This is a genomic window from Streptococcus parasanguinis, from assembly GCF_015557775.1.
GTDB classification, from domain to species: Bacteria; Bacillota; Bacilli; order Lactobacillales; family Streptococcaceae; genus Streptococcus; species Streptococcus parasanguinis_AA.
In genome coordinates this window covers 1-18,626 of sequence record NZ_JADNOY010000006.1, presented here as the reverse complement: position 1 = coordinate 18,626, position 18,626 = coordinate 1, and the positions used below count along the sequence as shown (strand labels likewise).

At 44.0% G+C, this 18,626-nt stretch carries 14 protein-coding genes; 11 read left to right on the top strand and 3 right to left on the bottom strand.

Going from position 1 to position 18,626, the window contains the following annotated elements; translation table 11 throughout:
* Positions 1–482 precede the first annotated feature (482 nt).
* The 3 genes from birA to I2F76_RS08090 form a co-directional block, all read right to left on the bottom strand.
* Complete coding sequence (gene birA, locus I2F76_RS08100) at positions 483–1,424, bottom strand: bifunctional biotin--[acetyl-CoA-carboxylase] ligase/biotin operon repressor BirA (RefSeq protein WP_195487618.1); 942 nt, start codon at positions 1,422–1,424, stop codon at positions 483–485.
* Between the two features lie 14 nt (positions 1,425–1,438).
* On the bottom strand, positions 1,439–2,446 hold the full coding sequence (locus I2F76_RS08095; RefSeq protein ID WP_195487617.1) for a LacI family DNA-binding transcriptional regulator: 1,008 nt from the start codon (positions 2,444–2,446) through the stop codon (positions 1,439–1,441).
* Between the two features lie 67 nt (positions 2,447–2,513).
* Complete coding sequence (locus tag I2F76_RS08090; RefSeq protein WP_195487616.1) at positions 2,514–3,347, bottom strand: AraC family transcriptional regulator; 834 nt, start codon at positions 3,345–3,347, stop codon at positions 2,514–2,516.
* A 160-nt stretch (positions 3,348–3,507) separates the two neighbouring features.
* Between I2F76_RS08090 and I2F76_RS08085 the strand changes: the two genes are divergently transcribed.
* The 11 genes from I2F76_RS08085 to I2F76_RS08035 all read left to right on the top strand — a co-directional run bounded on the left by I2F76_RS08085 (position 3,508) and on the right by I2F76_RS08035 (position 18,239).
* The gene (locus I2F76_RS08085) at positions 3,508–5,670 is read left to right on the top strand and encodes an alpha-galactosidase (RefSeq protein WP_195487615.1); all 2,163 of its coding nucleotides are present in this window, start codon (positions 3,508–3,510) and stop codon (positions 5,668–5,670) included.
* Positions 5,671–5,684: 14 nt separating this feature from the next.
* The gene (locus tag I2F76_RS08080; protein ID WP_195487614.1) at positions 5,685–6,944 is read left to right on the top strand and encodes an extracellular solute-binding protein; all 1,260 of its coding nucleotides are present in this window, start codon (positions 5,685–5,687) and stop codon (positions 6,942–6,944) included.
* Between the two features lie 13 nt (positions 6,945–6,957).
* The gene (locus I2F76_RS08075; protein WP_049523549.1) at positions 6,958–7,824 is read left to right on the top strand and encodes a carbohydrate ABC transporter permease; all 867 of its coding nucleotides are present in this window, start codon (positions 6,958–6,960) and stop codon (positions 7,822–7,824) included.
* A 13-nt stretch (positions 7,825–7,837) separates the two neighbouring features.
* Positions 7,838–8,671, top strand: coding sequence for a carbohydrate ABC transporter permease (locus I2F76_RS08070; protein ID WP_021153463.1), 834 nt, complete (start codon positions 7,838–7,840; stop codon positions 8,669–8,671).
* 254 nt (positions 8,672–8,925) lie between these two features.
* Complete coding sequence (gene gtfA, locus I2F76_RS08065) at positions 8,926–10,368, top strand: sucrose phosphorylase (RefSeq protein WP_195487613.1); 1,443 nt, start codon at positions 8,926–8,928, stop codon at positions 10,366–10,368.
* 127 nt (positions 10,369–10,495) lie between these two features.
* Positions 10,496–12,907, top strand: coding sequence for a glycoside hydrolase family 3 N-terminal domain-containing protein (locus I2F76_RS08060; RefSeq protein ID WP_195487612.1), 2,412 nt, complete (start codon positions 10,496–10,498; stop codon positions 12,905–12,907).
* A 241-nt stretch (positions 12,908–13,148) separates the two neighbouring features.
* Positions 13,149–14,327 (top strand): galactokinase, encoded by a 1,179-nt coding sequence (locus I2F76_RS08055; protein WP_155167614.1) that lies wholly within the window; start codon positions 13,149–13,151, stop codon positions 14,325–14,327.
* Between the two features lie 9 nt (positions 14,328–14,336).
* Complete coding sequence (locus I2F76_RS08050; protein WP_195487611.1) at positions 14,337–14,996, top strand: HAD family hydrolase; 660 nt, start codon at positions 14,337–14,339, stop codon at positions 14,994–14,996.
* Positions 14,993–16,465 carry a UDP-glucose--hexose-1-phosphate uridylyltransferase gene (gene galT, locus I2F76_RS08045; protein ID WP_195487610.1) on the top strand — a complete coding sequence of 491 codons (1,473 nt, stop codon included), beginning with the start codon at positions 14,993–14,995 and terminating at the stop codon, positions 16,463–16,465. Before I2F76_RS08050 ends, galT begins: the two co-directional genes overlap by 4 nt.
* Before the next feature lie 63 nt (positions 16,466–16,528).
* Positions 16,529–17,527, top strand: coding sequence for a UDP-glucose 4-epimerase GalE (galE, locus tag I2F76_RS08040; protein ID WP_070594975.1), 999 nt, complete (start codon positions 16,529–16,531; stop codon positions 17,525–17,527).
* Between the two features lie 127 nt (positions 17,528–17,654).
* Positions 17,655–18,239, top strand: a complete 585-nt coding sequence (locus I2F76_RS08035; RefSeq protein ID WP_070594973.1) for a DUF1307 domain-containing protein — start codon at positions 17,655–17,657, stop codon at positions 18,237–18,239.
* Positions 18,240–18,626 lie beyond the last annotated feature (387 nt).

The following is an 18,626-nucleotide window of genomic DNA, read 5'->3' as shown; positions in this document are numbered from 1 at the left end:
TATTATACCATAAAAATAATTAGAAAAACAGACTTGTATTATTTTGAAATTTGTATATGATTAAGGTGTAAGAACTAGAAAATAGCCTGTTAGAAAGGGTAATGAAAGAATGAATCAGGTTATATAAAATTGGTGATTGGTATTCAATGTTGTCAACCAAGAAAGGAAAAGGTAAAAAATGCAAATACATAAAAAAATTTTTATAGTAGCGCTGGTTTTATCCATTTGTATCTCACTTTATTTTCTTATCAATCCGTCTAATATTCTCACCTTTCCGATTTTTGTGAGTGAATTTGATGACACCTCATTTAAATATTACATGTTTGTGAAGATTGGAATTGTATTATTATTTATCAAATTCCTACTAGATATATGCCTAGAATTTATCAAGAATTGGTTTAAAAATTTTTGATATTTCTTCACACAAAAGAGTCTGAGACAGCGTTTTGTCCCAGACTCTTTTGTGAGTTGTGATCTCTGTTTTATAGATTCCACTGCTTGAGGGAGATTTCGCCGCTATTGAGCCAGATTTCTTCCTGGTTGTCCAATTGGACCAAGAGTTGGCCGGTATCAGAGATGTCTTTGGCGATGCCCTGATAGGTTTGCTGGTTCTGCTCAAAGGTGACGGCTCGTCCAAAGACTAGGGAGCGCTCTTTGTAGAGGTAGACCAGTTCATCGATATCCGTATGAAGAAATTCCCTCCAAATCTCGCTGATGAGGTCATTGCGGGTGATGGGACAAGGGCCTTCAAATAAGGAACCAGCCTTACTTTTTAGCTCATCTGGAAAAGTAGGGATAGCCAAATTGAGACCGACTCCGATAATGACATCCGTGACAAGGCCAGTCTCAATGGATGTAATAGCTTCGGTTAGGATTCCCCCAATTTTCTTATGGCGATAGTAAATATCATTGACCCATTTGATATCGACATCGATCAGGGTCAGGTTTTTAATAGCCTTGTAGATGGCTCCTGCGACCATGAGGGTATAAGGGGGGAGCTCCGCAGGTGGGAGTTGGGGCTTGAGATGAAGAGACATATAGATGCCACCTTGATTGGGAGAGTAGTAGTCGCGACCAAAGCGGCCCTTTCCAGCAGATTGGGATTTGGCCAGGTAGAGAGCCCTGCCCTCTTTATGGGCTTCCATGCCTAATTTTGCGTCCAATTGGGTAGAATGACATTCTTCATTCAAAGTAACGGTCAACTGGGTATTGCTTGCGATGACCTCAGGAAGCAGAATATCGCCTGAAACCAGTCTATAGCCCTTCTTTTTTAGGGATTCGATGACGACCCCATCTTTTTCCAGGCGCTGAATAGCCTTCCAGATGGAGGTGCGGGAAACGCCTAATTCTTTTGCCAACTGTTCCCCGTTGACATAATCATCTGCCTGAGAAAGGGTTTGAAAGAGGATTTCGTGTGTTTTCATAAGACTAAGACCTCCTAGCGACTGCTGTCTCGAATCGTCAGTTTGGTGGCTAATTTGACCATGCAGGGAACACTTGGTTGACTCCCTTGAAAGGCTTGCCGCAACATCTGAATGGCTTGCTTGCCCATTTCTTCTGTGTAGACGGTCACTGTAGAGAGGGCAGGAAAGACATACTTAGCAATCGAGGTATCATTGAAGGAAATGAGACTGACGCGATCAGGCACAGCGATTTGGTGCTCCTGAAGGGACCGAAGGGCCCCAACAGCTATGGCATCACTGGCCATGAAAAAGGCAGTTGGTAAGTCGTCGCCCAGTGCTTGAATCAGCTGCTCCATCATCTGATAGCCTGACTCAGTTGAGAACTGACCGACAGCGACAAAGCGCTCCTCATAAAGCTCTTTTTCCGTGAGAAACTGTTGAAAGACTCGTTGACGAGGATCCATCTGAAGCGGTGTCGCATCTGCGGTCTCTTCTTGCCCAACCAAGAGTCCGATCTCCTTGTGGCCATGCTCAAGAAAATGCTCGAGAGCGGTGATAACAGAATCTTCTAAATCTGTCGTCACGCAAGAATGCCCCAGATAGAGGGTATTGCTATCGACAAAGATCAGGGGTTTGCCGTAGCTTTCCAGATCTTGAATGGTCTTGGGACTGAATTTCCCAAGAGCGATAATGCCGTCTGCCTCTTGAATCAAGGACCAATCGTCATTATTGAAGATACGAAAGATCTCATAGCCTAATTCCTGGGCTTGTTTTTCTAACCCCATCCGAATGGCATAGTAGTAGAGGTCATCTAATTCTTCTTCACGCGTGTACCATTCAAAGATGACGATTTTATGAGAGTCTTCGACTGGTTGAGGCGCCGTTTTGCGGCTTTTCTTTTGGTAATGCAGGTCCTCAGCGATGCGAAGAATCCGACTGCGCGTGTCTTCCCCAACAGATAAGGTCGCATCCTGGTTGAGGACGCGAGAGACCGTTGCCTGAGAAACGCCAGCTTTTTCCGCAATATTTTTAATCGTTGCCATAGTTCATCCTTTATTGATTTCTACTTCCAGTATACTCTAAAAACTAGTAAAAAGAAATAAATTTTTACTAAATTTTATGTTTGCTACGATATTGGCTAGGAGTCAGCTGGCTATAGGCCTTAAAGGCCTTTGAAAAATAGAGGGGATCCGAAAAGCCCACTGAGTAAGCCACAATCTTGATGCTTTCGTCTGTGTTGGTCAGTAACTGCTGGGCACGTTGCATGCGGACCGAGTGCAAGAATTCTTTGGGAGAGATCTGGTGAAACTCCTTAAAGACAGTTGTCAGATAGGAGCGATGAACATTGAGGTCATCAGCGATCTCTTGAATACTGAGATGCTCTTTTGCGTAATACGTCTCAATCACATGCTTGCAGGTCAGGTAGAGTTGATAGGTTGGAGATGGGTGGCTCCGATGGATATCGGGTGCCACTTCACTGATAAGAAATAGCAGTTCATAGATCTGAGAGAGAAGGTGGAGTTGGTAGTGCGAGGTCATCTTAGAGTCCTCTGCCTTGTGGACAAGCTGCTCCATAAACAGCCCGATCCGCTCTGTGTCCACCTCATCTTTCTTTAGAAAGCCTTTGGCATGTAAGGTTGAAAAGCGCATGAAATCACTCACCTTGGTGCCGCTAATCCCAATCCAGTAGTAGGACCAAGGATCTTCTGCGTCTGCCTGGTAGTAGGTCACCATATTTTTAGGGAGAAGGAAGAGATCCCCGGCTTCTAAATGGATTTCATTTTTATTGATGTGAAAGACACCTTTTCCCTTGGTGATAAAATGCAGAACAAAATTGTCACGGACGCTAGGTCCGAATTCGTAGTTCTTGGGGCAATCTTCGTAGCCGTAAAAATCAAGGGCTAGATCAATGGTGTCGGTTTGGTATTCTGAAAAGACTAACATAGGTAAACCTCCTACCTAACATTTTACCATATAAGCCAAACAAAATTCTATTTCCGAAAGCGTTTATATCAAGTAAAATAAAGACATGTAAAAAAAGAAAAATATTGGAACTAAATATAAAAATACATAGTGATATTTTTAGGGTCCAATGGAGGAAGATATGGCAATTCGTATCGAACAAAATTTGTTCTATGTAGAAAGTAAGGGACTGAGCCTCATCCTTGAAAATCGCGATGGCTACCTGATGCTCAAGCATCTGGGACGTCCGATCCCGTCTTATCATTTTTCCAATACCGTGCATGAGAAGGACCATGCTTTCGCTGGAAATCCAACACCTGACAATCGAACCTTTAGTCTAGATACCCAGCGACAGGTCTTGGGCCAGCACGGACTAGGAGATTTTCGAAAGCCGTCTATTCAGATCCAACACGGTGCTACAGAAGTGACGGATTTCCTCTATGTTGGAGCCAATATTTACTCTGGCAGTGTTGAGGCGTCCGGTCTTCCGAACCCTCACTCAGTAGATCAGGCTGAAACCTTGGCACTGGTCTTTGAAGATGATCAAGCAGCCCTGCGTTTGACCCTCTACTACACCGTCTACGAGGATCGGGCAACCATCACCAGCTTCTCAAAGATTGAAAACTGTAGTGATGAAAATGTCGTGATCCACAAGGCTCTCAGTGTGTTGGCCGATCTGCCAGCCAGTGATTACGATATTATCACTCTGCAAGGAGCCTATGCGAGAGAAAAAACAGTTCGCCGTCAGCAAGTGGAACAGGGAATCTTCTCCATCAGCTCCAACCGTGGTGCTTCTGGACACGCCCAGACCCCGGCCCTCATCCTTGCCGATCATGAAGTGACAGAAGATGCGGGCTCTGCTCTGGCCTTCCAACTGCTCTACAGTGGGAATTTTGAAGGATTTGTTCAGAAAAATCAACTCAATGAAGTTCGGGTTGGATTGGGAATCAATCCTGAAAACTTCGCTTGGAAATTGGAACCAAATCAGAGCTTTGATACGCCAGTGGCCATGATCACATACTCCCATAAGGGATTGACCGGTCTCAGTCAAGAGAGTCAAGCATTTGTCCAAAACCATATCATTCCTATCCAGTTTGCCCATAAAGAACGACCGATTCTTATCAACAACTGGGAAGCGACCTACTTTGATTTCAAGAAAGACAAATTATTGGAGCTAGCAGACGAAGCTCAAAAAGTAGGGATCGAACTCTTTGTTCTTGATGATGGCTGGTTTGGCAATCGTTATGATGACAATCGGGCCCTTGGTGATTGGACGGTCAATGAAGAAAAATTAGGTGGAAGTCTAGCAGCATTGATCCAAGGCATCCATGACAAGGGACTTCAATTTGGCCTTTGGGTGGAGCCCGAAATGATTTCTCTTGATAGCGACCTCTATCGGGCTCATCCGGACTGGGCTATTCAAGTCCCAGGCTATGAACACACCTATTCACGGAATCAACTGGTGCTTGATTTCTCAAATAAAGAAGTAGTAGCTTATATCAAGCAGGTCTTGGATGACTTGCTTGGAAACCATGAGATCGACTATATCAAATGGGATATGAACCGCAATATCACTAAGCTTGGAAATGGTAAAACCTACCTGGAAATCAAGATGCAATCTCATGCTTATATCTTGGGTCTCTATGAAGTGGTTTCGTACTTGACGGAGAAATACGAGAACATCCTCTTTGAGTCTTGCTCCGGTGGTGGTGGTCGCAATGATCTGGGTATGATGCGTTACTTCCCACAGGTCTGGGCGAGTGACAATACGGATGCCATTGCCAGACTTCCGATCCAGTATGGATCTAGTTATCTCTATCCAACTATTTCTATGGGAGCTCACGTATCAGCGGTGCCAAATCACCAGATGGGACGGATCACACCACTAGAAACGCGAGGTCATGTAGCTATGATGGGAAATCTGGGCTATGAATTGGATCTGACCAGCCTTTCTCAAGAAGAGTTGGATAGGATTGCAGCTCAAGTCGCTCATTACAAAAGGATTCGACCCCTTGTCCAATTCGGAAAACACTACCGCTTAATGAATCCTAGTCAAGGTGCCAATCAAGCAGCCGTCCAGTTCACTTATCAAGACCGTACGGTTGTAACCTATGTAAGGGTCTTATCAACGGTTGAAGAGATCGAGCCGACTCTGAAACTCAAAGGCTTGGAAGAAGATGCACTCTATAGCTTAGAAGGGACCAACCAAGTCTATTCAGGAGCTGAGCTCATGTATGCCGGCTTAACCGTCGTTCTTCCTCAGGGAGATTTTCTCTCTAAACAATATGTTTTTGTCAAAAAATAAAAGGAGACAGCCAAATGAAATGGTTTAAAAAAATCGGACTTCTTGCAACTACAGGTTTAGCTTTGTTTGGGCTTAGCGCTTGCTCCAACGATGGTAAATCTGCGGATGGTACAGTGACCATCGAGTATTTCAACCAGAAAAAAGAAATGACCAAAACCTTGGAAGAAATCGCTCGTGATTTTGAAAAGGAAAATCCAAAGGTCAAGGTCAAAGTTGTCAATGTACCGAACGGTGGTGAAGTATTGAAAACACGTGTCCTCGCAGGAGATGTGCCGGATGTGGTTAATATATACCCACAGTCCATCGAACTGCAAGAATGGGCAAAAGCAGGTGTCTTTGAAGATTTGTCCAATAAAGACTATCTGAAACGCGTGAAAAATGGTTATGCTGAAAAATATGCCGTGAACGGAAAAGTCTACAACGTTCCCTTTACAGCCAATGCTTATGGAATTTACTACAACAAAGATAAATTCGAAGAACTGGGCTTGAAGGTTCCTGAAACCTGGGATGAATTTGAACAGTTAGTCAAAGACATCGTTGCTAAAGGACAAACACCATTTGGAATTGCAGGTGCAGATGCTTGGACACTCAATGGTTACAATCAATTAGCCTTTGCGACAGCAGCAGGTGGAGGAAAAGAAGCCAATCAATACCTTCGTTATTCTCAACCAAATGCTATTAAATTGACTGATCCGATTATGAAAGATGACATCAAGGTCATGGATATTCTTCGCATTAAAGGTTCGAAGCAAAAGAACTGGGAAGGCGCTGGCTATACAGACGTTATCGGAGCCTTCGCGCGTGGAGATGTCCTCATGACACCAAATGGATCTTGGGCCATTACCGCGATCAATGAACAAAAACCGACATTTAAGATTGGGACCTTCATGATTCCAGGGAAAGAAAAAGGACAAAGCTTAACCGTTGGTGCGGGAGACTTAGCATGGTCTATCTCAGCTACTACCAAACATCCAAAAGAAGCCAATGCCTTTGTGGAATACATGACCCGTCCAGAAGTCATGCAAAAATACTATGATGTGGACGGATCTCCAACAGCGATCGAAGGGGTCAAACAAGCAGGAGAGGATTCACCGCTTGCTGGGATGACCAAATATGCCTTTACGGATCGTCACTTGGTCTGGTTGCAACAATACTGGACCAGTGAAGCAGACTTCCATACCTTGACCATGAACTATGTCTTGACAGGTGATAAACAAGGAATGGTCAATGATTTGAATGCCTTCTTTAACCCGATGAAAGCGGATGTGGATTAGGAGTAGAGAGACGATGAAAAAAGTATTACAAAAATATTGGGCATGGGCTTTTGTGGTCATTCCCCTCTTGTTACAAGCAATTTTCTTCTATGTGCCGATGTTCCAAGGAGCCTTTTACAGTTTTACCAACTGGACAGGTTTGACGTATAACTACAAGTTTGTCGGCTTAAACAACTTTAAACTCCTCTTCATGGATCCAAAATTCATGAATGCGATTGGATTTACCGCGATCATCACCATTGCCATGGTGGTTGGTGAGATTGCCCTTGGGATCTTCATTGCGCGTGTCTTGAACTCTAAAATCAAAGGTCAAACCTTCTTCCGTGCATGGTTCTTCTTCCCAGCTGTTTTGTCTGGTTTGACAGTAGCTTTGATCTTCAAGCAAGTCTTCAACTACGGTCTTCCAGCGATTGGGAATGCCCTTCATATTGAGTTCCTCCAAACCAGTCTTTTAGGGACTAAGTGGGGAGCAATCTTTGCGGCTGTCTTTGTCCTTCTATGGCAAGGGGTGGCTATGCCTATCATTATCTTCCTAGCAGGTCTGCAATCCATCCCAACTGAGATTACAGAAGCTGCGAAGATCGATGGCGCGACTAGCAAGCAAGTCTTCTGGAATATTGAATTGCCTTACTTGCTACCAAGTGTCTCTATGGTCTTTATCCTAGCCCTAAAAGGTGGGCTGACCGCCTTTGACCAAGTCTTTGCCATGACTGGTGGTGGTCCAAACAATGCCACAACCTCACTTGGGCTCTTGGTTTATAACTATGCCTTTAAAAACAACCAATTCGGTTATGCCAATGCCATTGCCGTAATCTTGTTCTTCTTGATTGTAGTGATTTCAATCATCCAATTGAGAGTATCTAAGAAATTTGAAATTTAAGAGGAGAAGCACGATGAAACAAGATGAAAGAAAAGCCTTGATTGGCAAATATATTCTATTGATTCTAGGATCGGTTCTGATTTTAGTGCCGCTCCTTGCCACCCTCTTTAGTTCCTTCAAACCAACCAAAGATATTGTAGATAATTTCTTTGGATTCCCGACGAATTTCACATGGGACAACTTTAGCCGTCTATTGGCTGATGGGATCGGAGGCTATTATTGGAACTCTGTCGTCATCACTGTCTTGTCTTTACTTGCAGTAATGATCTTTATCCCCATGGCAGCCTACTCCATCGCACGTAATATGAGTAAGAGAAAAGCCTTTACCATCATGTACACCCTCTTGATCCTTGGAATTTTCGTACCTTTCCAAGTCATCATGATTCCGATTACAGTTATGATGAGTAAACTCGGTTTGGCTAACACCTTTGGTTTGATCTTGCTCTACTTGACTTATGCGATTCCACAGACCCTCTTTCTCTATGTGGGGTATATCAAAATCTCTATCCCAGAAAGTTTGGATGAAGCAGCAGAAATCGATGGGGCTAATAAGTTTACAACTTATTTCCGTATCATCTTCCCAATGATGAAACCGATGCATGCGACAACTATGATCATCAATGCTCTTTGGTTCTGGAATGACTTCATGTTGCCACTCCTTGTCTTGAACCGGGATTCAAAAATGTGGACCTTGCCTTTGTTCCAATACAACTACGCAGGACAATATTTCAACGACTACGGACCAAGCTTTGCTTCTTACGTTGTCGGCATTATCAGTATCACCATTGTCTATCTCTTCTTCCAACGCCATATCATCGCAGGAATGAGCAACGGCGCAGTGAAATAAGAAATAAGATACAAAGGGACGATTCAGCTTGCTGAAAATTTCTGTAGAAAAATAGGAAATCGACGTAGTGTGCTTGCACACAAGAAGATTTATCTTTTTTCCTAAGAAATTAGTCCCGTGTTCAATTCTGTACACAAAGTAACGATTCAGCTTGCTGATTTAAATCGTATCCTAGGAAGCAATTTTAAAATAGAAAAACTCAAGAAAGCCAGGTCTCTTAAAACTTGGCTTTCAAAAAAGAAAAGGAAACCATTATGCCAATTCAAAACAAAACCATGTTAATTACTTACTCAGATAGCTTAGGAAATAACCTGAAGGACCTCTATGAAAATCTGGAGAAATATTTTGGAGATGCAGTAGGTGGGGTTCACCTCTTGCCATTTTTCCCATCAACTGGTGACCGAGGCTTTGCGCCTGTGGACTATGACCAAGTGGATCCAGCCTTTGGAGATTGGGAAGATATCAAACGCTTGGGCGACAAGTACTATCTTATGTTTGACTTTATGATCAATCACATTTCTCGTCAATCTAAATACTACAAGGACTACCAAGAAAAGCACGACCAAAGTGCCTACAAGGACCTCTTCCTCAACTGGGACAAGTTCTGGCCAGAGAATCGCCCAACTCAAGCAGATGTGGACTTGATTTATAAGCGCAAAGACCGGGCTCCTAAACAAGCCATCACTTTTGCGGATGGGACGACCGAGCACCTCTGGAATACCTTTGGGGAAGAGCAGATTGACCTAGACGTGACCAAGGACGTGACCATGGACTTTATTCGCAAGACCATCGAACACCTGGCGAGCAATGGCTGTGACCTCATTCGTTTGGACGCCTTTGCCTATGCTGTGAAGAAATTGGACACCAATGATTTCTTCGTGGAGCCAGACATTTGGGATTTGTTGGATAAGGTGCGCGATATGGCGGCAGGCTACGGTGCTGAGCTTCTTCCAGAGATTCATGAGCACTATTCCATCCAATTTAAGATTGCCGATCACGACTATTATGTCTATGATTTTGCGCTTCCAATGGTCACCCTCTATAGCCTCTATAGCTCAAAAGTGGATCGCCTTGCCAAGTGGTTGAAGATGAGTCCGATGAAGCAATTCACGACGCTCGATACCCATGATGGGATTGGGGTGGTCGATGTCAAGGATATCTTGACAGATGAAGAGATTGACTATGCTTCAAATGAGCTCTATAAGGTAGGGGCAAATGTTAAACGCAAATATTCCACAGCAGAATACAACAACTTGGACATCTACCAAATCAATTCGACCTACTATTCAGCACTAGGAGATGATGATCGTAAATACTTCCTAGCCCGTTTGATTCAAGCTTTTGCGCCAGGCATTCCACAGGTTTATTATGTTGGATTCCTAGCTGGGAAGAATGATTTGGAACTCTTAGAAAACACCAAAGAAGGCCGCAATATCAACCGTCATTACTACAGCAATGAAGAAATCGCTAAAGAAGTAGAGCGTCCAGTCGTGCAATCCCTTCTCAAACTCTTTAGCTTCCGGAATAACTCGAAAGCTTTTGATCTAGAAGGAAGCATTGAGGTGGAAACACCAGATGATCATACCATTGTCATCACGCGCCAAAATAAAGACCAAACTGTCACAGCAGTAGCCCGAATCGATCTTGCTGACGGGACTTACCAAGTGACAGAAAATGGTCAAGAAATGGTGTTTTAAAAAAATATGAACGAACTAAAGGATAAGTAAAAAATGCTTATCCTATTTTTTTATTTTAGATATTGTAACCGTTTACAAAACTATAAAACAATGGTACAATATCTATTGAAAGAAAGGAGGTCGCTTTATGAAAAAAATCATTTATCCATCTGCGGCCCTATTAACGGCTTTTGCTCTATTATCCGTTCAAACAGCAAAAGCAGACACAGCTCAAGTGTCGGATCAAGCCAATGAACCGGCAGCAACAGTAGAAGAGGTGGTGGCTTCTCCAACTCCAGAAACCACCACAGAAAATCAGGGGGGAGTGGCCGAAACACCGACGACCACAGACCGTGCAGCTGTCCCTGCTGCCTCCCCAACGGTAACATCGACAGAGACGGCATCTCCTGAAGTGGAAAAACTGATTGAAAACATGCCACTCAAACAAAAGGTGACTCAAATGATCATGCCGGACTTCCGTAAGTGGCAGGAGGCTAATCAGGAGTCGCCACAGGATCTCACCAAGGTCAATGCTGAAGTAGCGGATGCGATTGATAAATATGATTTTGGAGGCGTCATTCTTTTTGCTGAAAACGTCAAAGAGACCAAGCAGACCCTGGCTCTGACGCAAGATATGCAAAAGGCAGCGATTGAAAACAAAGCCAATAACGGGAAGATTCCGCTATTATTAGCCATCGACCAAGAAGGGGGGATCGTCTACCGCTTGGGGACAGGTACAGCCCTTCCTGGCAATATGGCCATTGGGGCTACCAATGATCCCAAACTAGCGAAAGAAGCCGGTCAAATTATCGGACGTGAACTTTCTGCGCTAGGCTTGAATGTGGATTTTGCTCCGGTTCTAGATACCAATAACAATCCTCAAAACCCTGTGATTGGGCTTCGTTCCTTCTCATCTGATCCAAACCGGGTTGCCTACTTGGGTATTCCGATGATGAAAGGTATTCAGGACTACAATGTGGCTGTAGCAGCCAAGCATTTCCCAGGTCATGGAGATACAGCGGTCGATTCCCATACGGGTTTGCCATTGGTGGATAAATCTCTTGCTGAGCTTGAAAAATTGGAACTCCTTCCATTCAAAAAAGCTATGGATGAAGGGGTCGACCTCTTGATGACGGCTCATATCCAATACCCGCAGATTGAAAAAGATCAGGTCGTGTCAAAAGAAACGGGTGAGAAAATCTATGTTCCAGCGACACTTTCAGATGATATTTTAACGGGCTTGGTACGGAAGAAATACGGCTATAAGGGCGTGATTGTCTCCGATGCCATGGGAATGGATGCTATTGCTAAGAACTTCGGTGAGGTGGAAGCCGTGAAGATGGCCATCAAAGCCGGAGTTGATCTGGTTTTGATGCCAACGACCCTTCGCAGCAAAGCCGATTTGACCAAGATTGATACCATCGTCAATGCAGTGGTAGATGCGGTCCAAACCGGTGACATCTCAGAAGAACGCTTAAATGAGTCGGTTCGTCGGATCCTGACCCTCAAAGAAAAACGTGGGGTCCTGAATTTTGATCCAAGTGCTCGGACAGCTGAAAAAGCAGAGGAAGCAGTCGGATCTAGCCTCAACCGTGACTTGGAACGCAAGATTGCAGCAGCAGCGGTGACGGTTGTAAAAAATGAAGACAATACCTTGCCATTTAAGGTGCAAACAGGGGACCATGTCTTACTACTCGGAGCTTTTGAAAATGAAGTCCCAGGACTAAATTTGGGCATGCGTCGCTTAATTGCTGACGGAGTGCTTCCAAAAGACACCTCCTTTGTGGCCAAGAACTTCACTAAAGAATCTACCCTTGATAGTCTAAAAGAAGACCTAGAGAAAGCCACTCACATTGTAGTGATTTCAGAGATCGGTTATGAAGGGCAACTGGATAAAGATTTCTGGCGGACCAAGATCCCAACAGAGATCGTCAATTATGCCAATACCAACCATAAGAAGGCAGCTGTCCTTTCTATCTCTAAACCTTATGATGTAGCCAACTATCCAGCAGCCAAAGCCATTTTAGCAGTCTATGGAAATAAGGGAATGGATCCAACGGAATCCCTCAAACCAGACAATGCATTTGGCCCTAATATTCCTGCAGGAGTGGAAGTCATCTTCAATGGCAAGGAACATCTAGGTACCTTGCCGGTTGATATTCCAAAAATTGTAGACGGAAAAATGTCGGAAACAGAGTACGCCTACCGCATTGGTCATGGTCTCTTCTATCCAGCACCTGCACCATTGCCAACACCAGAAACCCAAGATCCAACTTCACCAGTCCAAGATCCAACCCATCAGACACAACCAGTAGAGGTTGGTCACACAGGAACACAGGTTCTTGGTAACAAACAAGAAAAAGCTAGCCCTCTTGATGCTCCACAAGTTACTCCGATCGCTGTGAAACAAGCCACTGATCAGGCTCCTGTCAGCGTGTCAGCCAGTCCTGCATCATCGGTATTGCCAAAAACTGGTCAAACAGAGAATCTCCTAGCCCTCATGGGTGTCAGCCTCTTAACCTTCCTTGGATCTTTTGTCTATCCAAGAAAGAAACACTAAAGAATTAAGAATCTCAATTGGGTGACACTCCCAATTGAGATTTTTTGGTAAAGTTTTACTAAAATTAACTCAAGTTGTCAATGATCGAATAGAAGTTTTAATCGGAGGAAAACCCTTTGTTATAGCCTTCTTTGGCATAAAATAAAAAATTAATAAAATTTTACTAAAAACACTTGAAGTTTTACTTGTGATCAGATATAATACAAGTATAAAAACGTTTACAAAACTAAAGGAGTTTCTCATGACGACAACAATCACATCTCAAGATTTACAAGCAAAATTCCAGGCTGTCTTTGGGGAAAAGGCTGACCACACTTTCTTTTCACCAGGACGGATTAATCTGATCGGTGAACACACTGACTATAATGGTGGGCATGTCTTCCCAGCAGCCATCACACTTGGTACCTACGGAGCGGCAAGAAAGCGCGAGGATAAGGTCTTGCGTTTCTTCTCAGGAAACTTTGAAGACAAGGGGATCATTGAAGTTCCACTTGAAAATCTCCACTTTGAAAAAGAGCACAACTGGACCAACTATCCAAAAGGCGTGCTCCACTTCTTGCAAGAAGCGGGTCATGTCATTGATAGCGGTATGGATGTCTATGTTTATGGCAATATTCCAAATGGATCCGGTCTTTCTTCTTCAGCTTCCCTTGAGCTCTTGATTGGTGTCATCGCTGAGAAACTATATGATCTTCAGTTAGATCGTCTAGATCTGGTCAAGATCGGCAAACAAACCGAAAATCACTTCATCGGAGTCAACTCTGGGATCATGGACCAATTTGCCATCGGTATGGGAGCTGATCAACGGGCTATTTATCTCGATACCAACACCCTAGAGTATGATCTGGTACCGCTGGACCTCAAAGACAATGTCGTAGTCATCATGAATACCAACAAACGCCGGGAATTAGCGGATTCAAAATACAATGAACGTCGTTCAGAATGTGAAACCGCCGTCTCTGAACTCCAAGAAAAATTGGATATCCAAACCTTAGGGGAACTGGATCTCTGGGCTTTTGATACCTACAGCTACTTGATCAAGGATGAAAATCGCATCAAACGGGCTCGCCATGCTGTACTTGAAAACCAACGGACCCTCCAAGCTCGTAAGGCACTTGAAGCAGGGGATTTGGAAGGCTTTGGCCGTCTCATGAATGCTTCCCACGTATCCTTGGAGCATGACTACGAAGTGACAGGTCTAGAATTGGATACCTTGGTGCATACAGCCTGGGAACAAGAAGGTGTCTTGGGCGCTCGTATGACAGGAGCAGGCTTTGGTGGTTGCGCCATCGCCCTTGTAAACAAAGATAAGGTTGAAGCCTTTAAAGAAGCTGTCGGCAACCGCTATGAAGAAGTCGTTGGCTATGCGCCAAGCTTTTATATTGCAGAAGTTGCGGCAGGGACACGAGTTTTAGACTAGGTGATAATAATGGAAGCTGTAATATTTGATTTAGATGGCTTATTAGCCGATACTGAAATCATTTCTCTAAAAGTTTATCAAGAATTGCTTAGAGATTTTGGAATTCCTTTCACAGAAGAAATATATTCCAGAGACTACAGTGGACATAGAGAAGAGGAGAATGTTCAACGATTTTTAGATACCTATGATTTACCTTGGAATTTCGAACAAACTCTGGCTAAAGTTTATGAATTAGAAGCTCGAATCTTAGCCCAAGGTGTTCATTTAAAAAAAGGTGCTAAAAATTTGCTTACTTTTTTGAAAACAGAGGACATTCCAATCGCCTTAGCAACTTCAAGTGTTGAATCTCGGGCTAGAATGATCTTGGATAGCAATGGGGTACTGTCCCTATTTGACCATTTAGTTTTTGCAAAAGATGTCAAACGAAGTAAACCTTACCCAGATATATTTTTAAAGGCTTGTAGTGATTTGAATGCTTTACCAGAGAATTGCTTAGTACTAGAGGATAGTGAGGCAGGGATTGAAGCAGCCTATCGGGCTGGAATACCAGTCATATGTGTTCCAGATTTAAAAGTACCAGCACAGTCTTTCTTAACTAAAGCGGAACAAGTTTTCCAGGATTTAGATGCTGTCAGAGACTATTTAAAACGTAAGAAGGAGAATCAATGAATCAGGGAATTTTGGATGCATTTGTCACAGCCGTCATTGCGGCAAGTGACTACGAAGAGATGGATCGGATTTATCTAAAAAATCGCATCATGAGTCGCATTGGAGAAGAAGGGCTAGACGCCCCAGCTCAAAAAGAAGAGTTGATCGCACTCAAAGATCAGCTGGTAGAGATCGCTGTTGCAAATAGCAAGATCCAGGATAGTATGGCCGCAAAAGACAGTTTGGGTGCGGAGTTGATGGATTGGATCACCCCTAGTCCTAGTCAAGTCAACCATCGCTTTTGGGAGACCTACCGTCAGTCCAAGGAAGACGCGATTGCGGATTTCTATGCCCTCTCTAAGCGCAATGATTACATCAAGGTCAAAGCCATTGCGCAAAATATTGCCTTTGAGACACAAACTCCCTACGGTTCTCTTGAAATCACCATCAATCTGTCAAAACCTGAAAAAGATCCTAAAGACATTGCAGCGGCCAAGCTTGCCAAAGCCAGTCATTATCCAGCCTGCCAATTGTGCTTTGAAAATGAAGGCTATCAAGGTCGCCTAGACCATCCAGCCCGGGCCAATCATCGGATTATCCGTTTTGACATGGACGGTCATGACTGGGGCTTTCAGTATTCCCCTTATGCCTACTTCAATGAACACTGCATTTTCCTCGATAGCCAGCATGTTCCTATGGCCATTAGCCGCAAGACCTTTGAGCGACTCTTGACCATTGTCGAGACTTTCCCAGGCTATTTTGCAGGGTCCAATGCAGACCTGCCCATTGTAGGGGGATCCATCCTGACTCATGACCATTACCAAGGCGGACGCCATACCTTCCCTATGGAGCTAGCTCCTGTTGAGGAAAGCTTTAGCGTTGAGGGATTTGAGGCTGTATCGGTAGGAATTATCAATTGGCCCATGTCGGTTCTCCGCTTGCAATCGGACAACAAGGCGCAATTGATTGACCTGGCAGACCATATCCTCACAGCCTGGCGAGGCTACTCGGATCCAGCCGTTCAAGTCTTAGCAGCATCCGACGGTCAGCCCCACCATACCATTACCCCCATTGCACGGATTCGTGATGGGCATTATGAATTGGACTTGGTGCTCCGTGACAACCAAACCTCACCAGAGCATCCAGATGGCATTTATCACCCACATGCGGATGTGCAACACATCAAAAAAGAAAATATCGGCCTGATCGAAGTCATGGGCTTGGCCATTTTGCCACCTCGCCTCAAGGAAGAGCTCAAGCAGGTTCAAGACTATTTGATTGGACGTGAGAGCACAGTGGCAACCTACCACCAGCCTTGGGCAGATGATTTGAAAGCCACTCACCCAGCCATCACAGACGAAGCAGAGGCAGAAGCCCTTGTCCGTGAATCAGTTGGCCAGATCTTTGCGCGTGTGCTCGAAGATGCTGGTGTCTACAAGAGAACAGCAGAAGGACAAGCTGCCTTTAGACGCTTTGTTGCGACACTTTAAGTGTGGAGAAGTGGCAGAAATTTGGTACAATAAGAGAGAAGACAAGAAGCGAAAGGAAAACAAATGGCAATACTCGTACTCGGAGGAGCTGGCTATATCGGTTCCCACATGGTCGACCGTTTGGTCAATGAAGGACAGGAAAAAGTCGTCGTGGTCGATAGCCTGGTCACAGGCCACCGTGCAGCGGTGCATCCAGATGCCGTCTTTTACCAAGGAGACCTGGCGGATCAAGACTTTATGCGCACTGTTTTTAAGGAACATGCAGATATCGATGCGGTCATCCACTTTGCTGCCTACTCACTGGTCGCTGAATCCATGGCCGATCCATTGAAATATTTTGATAACAATACAGCAGGCATGGTCAAGCTCTTGGAAGTCATGCATGAATGTGGAGTGCACTACATCGTCTTTTCTTCAACTGCTGCCACCTACGGCATTCCAGAAGAAATTCCGATTCTTGAAACCACTCCACAAAAACCAATCAATCCTTATGGCGAAAGCAAGCTCATGATGGAAACCATTATGCGCTGGGCCGATCAAGCCTACGGGATCAAGTACGTGCCCCTTCGTTACTTTAATGTTGCGGGTGCTAAGCCAGATGGATCCATCGGAGAAGACCATGGACCAGAGACCCATCTCTTGCCGATCGTCTTACAAGTAGCCCAAGGCAAACGCGAGAAGATCTCTATTTTTGGAGATGACTACAAGACACCAGATGGGACCAATGTTCGGGACTACGTCCATCCATTTGACTTGGCAGATGCCCATCTTTTAGCAGTGGAGTATCTCCGAAATGGCAATCCATCGACCGCCTTTAATCTGGGCTCATCGACTGGATTCTCCAATCTTCAAATCGTTGAAGCAGCCCGCAAGGTGACGGGACATCCGATCCCACTTGAGATTGCAGATCGTAGACCAGGAGATCCTGATACCCTGATCGCATCCTCTGAGAAGGCGCGTGCCATCCTTGGTTGGCAACCAAAATTTGACAATATCGAAACCATTATCCAAACAGCTTGGGCTTGGCATTCCAGCCACCCAGATGGCTACAATGATCGATAAGGAGGGACTGCGAACATCATTTTTGAGACTTTTTTAATAACATCTAAAACGACAGTTGATCTTGCCAAATGACTCGTTTCAGACGTCAGTCATTTCCTTAACCATCATAAAAAGTGAGGTATTCAAAATGAATAAAACCACAAAAATGTTAGCCGTCTTCTTGACAGCGGGTCTTCTTTTAGCTGGTTGCGCACAAAAAGAGACTACAAAATCTACTAGTCAATCGTCCACTAAGGCGACAAGTAAAGCAACAAGCAAATCATCCGCTAAAGAAAAGACAAAAGAGTCATCAACTGATGAAAGCAAAAAAGAAGATGCACTAGCAGGTGCACAAAAAACCGTTCTCGAAACGAGTGATGAAGCAGGTAAGTCAACTATAACCTTGTATTACAAGGGAGATACCTTGTTATTACAAGAAAAAGTTGATGATTACGACGTCTCAAAAGTGCCTGGTGAGAACCCTCTTGAAACCATGAAAGAAGCCGTCGCCAAGAGCCAAGAAAAATTCAAAGATCTGATGGGCCATGGATTTGAACTAACATCAGAATACAAAGACGGAATCTTTTATATCCGCAATACCATTGATTACACAAAAATCGATTTTAATAAATTAAAAGAAATCGTCCCAGGCTTTAATCCCCTAGATGACAAAACAGTCAGTTATTCAGTAACGAAAGACAGTCTTATCAAAGGCGGAATGGTAGAAAAATAAACCAAATGGAGAGCAGCTCAGTTCGCTGCTCTTTTTTGTTTTAGTATGAATTCATGGGCATATTTTGTAGAATAGGATTTAAGGAAAAGAGTATTTAAATGAGTGATATCTTTTTAGAGAGTGCAAATCATGATTTGCATTTGTATGAATAAAATCTTTAGTTGAGTGATTACAGTTAAGAAGTCCACTGACGAGTAGGAAGTATTGAGAAGATCAATCCAGTTTACTTATGCACTGATCAAACGATTCATCCCTTTTGAAATTAAAGATGTAATAGAAGGGGTTGGAAGAAATACAATTAAATATAAAAAAGAGGCTGGGACAAAAGTCCTAGCCTCTCAATTGTTTTTGGATTGTCGAGCAAGACGCAGTGGTTGAGTGGGCTCT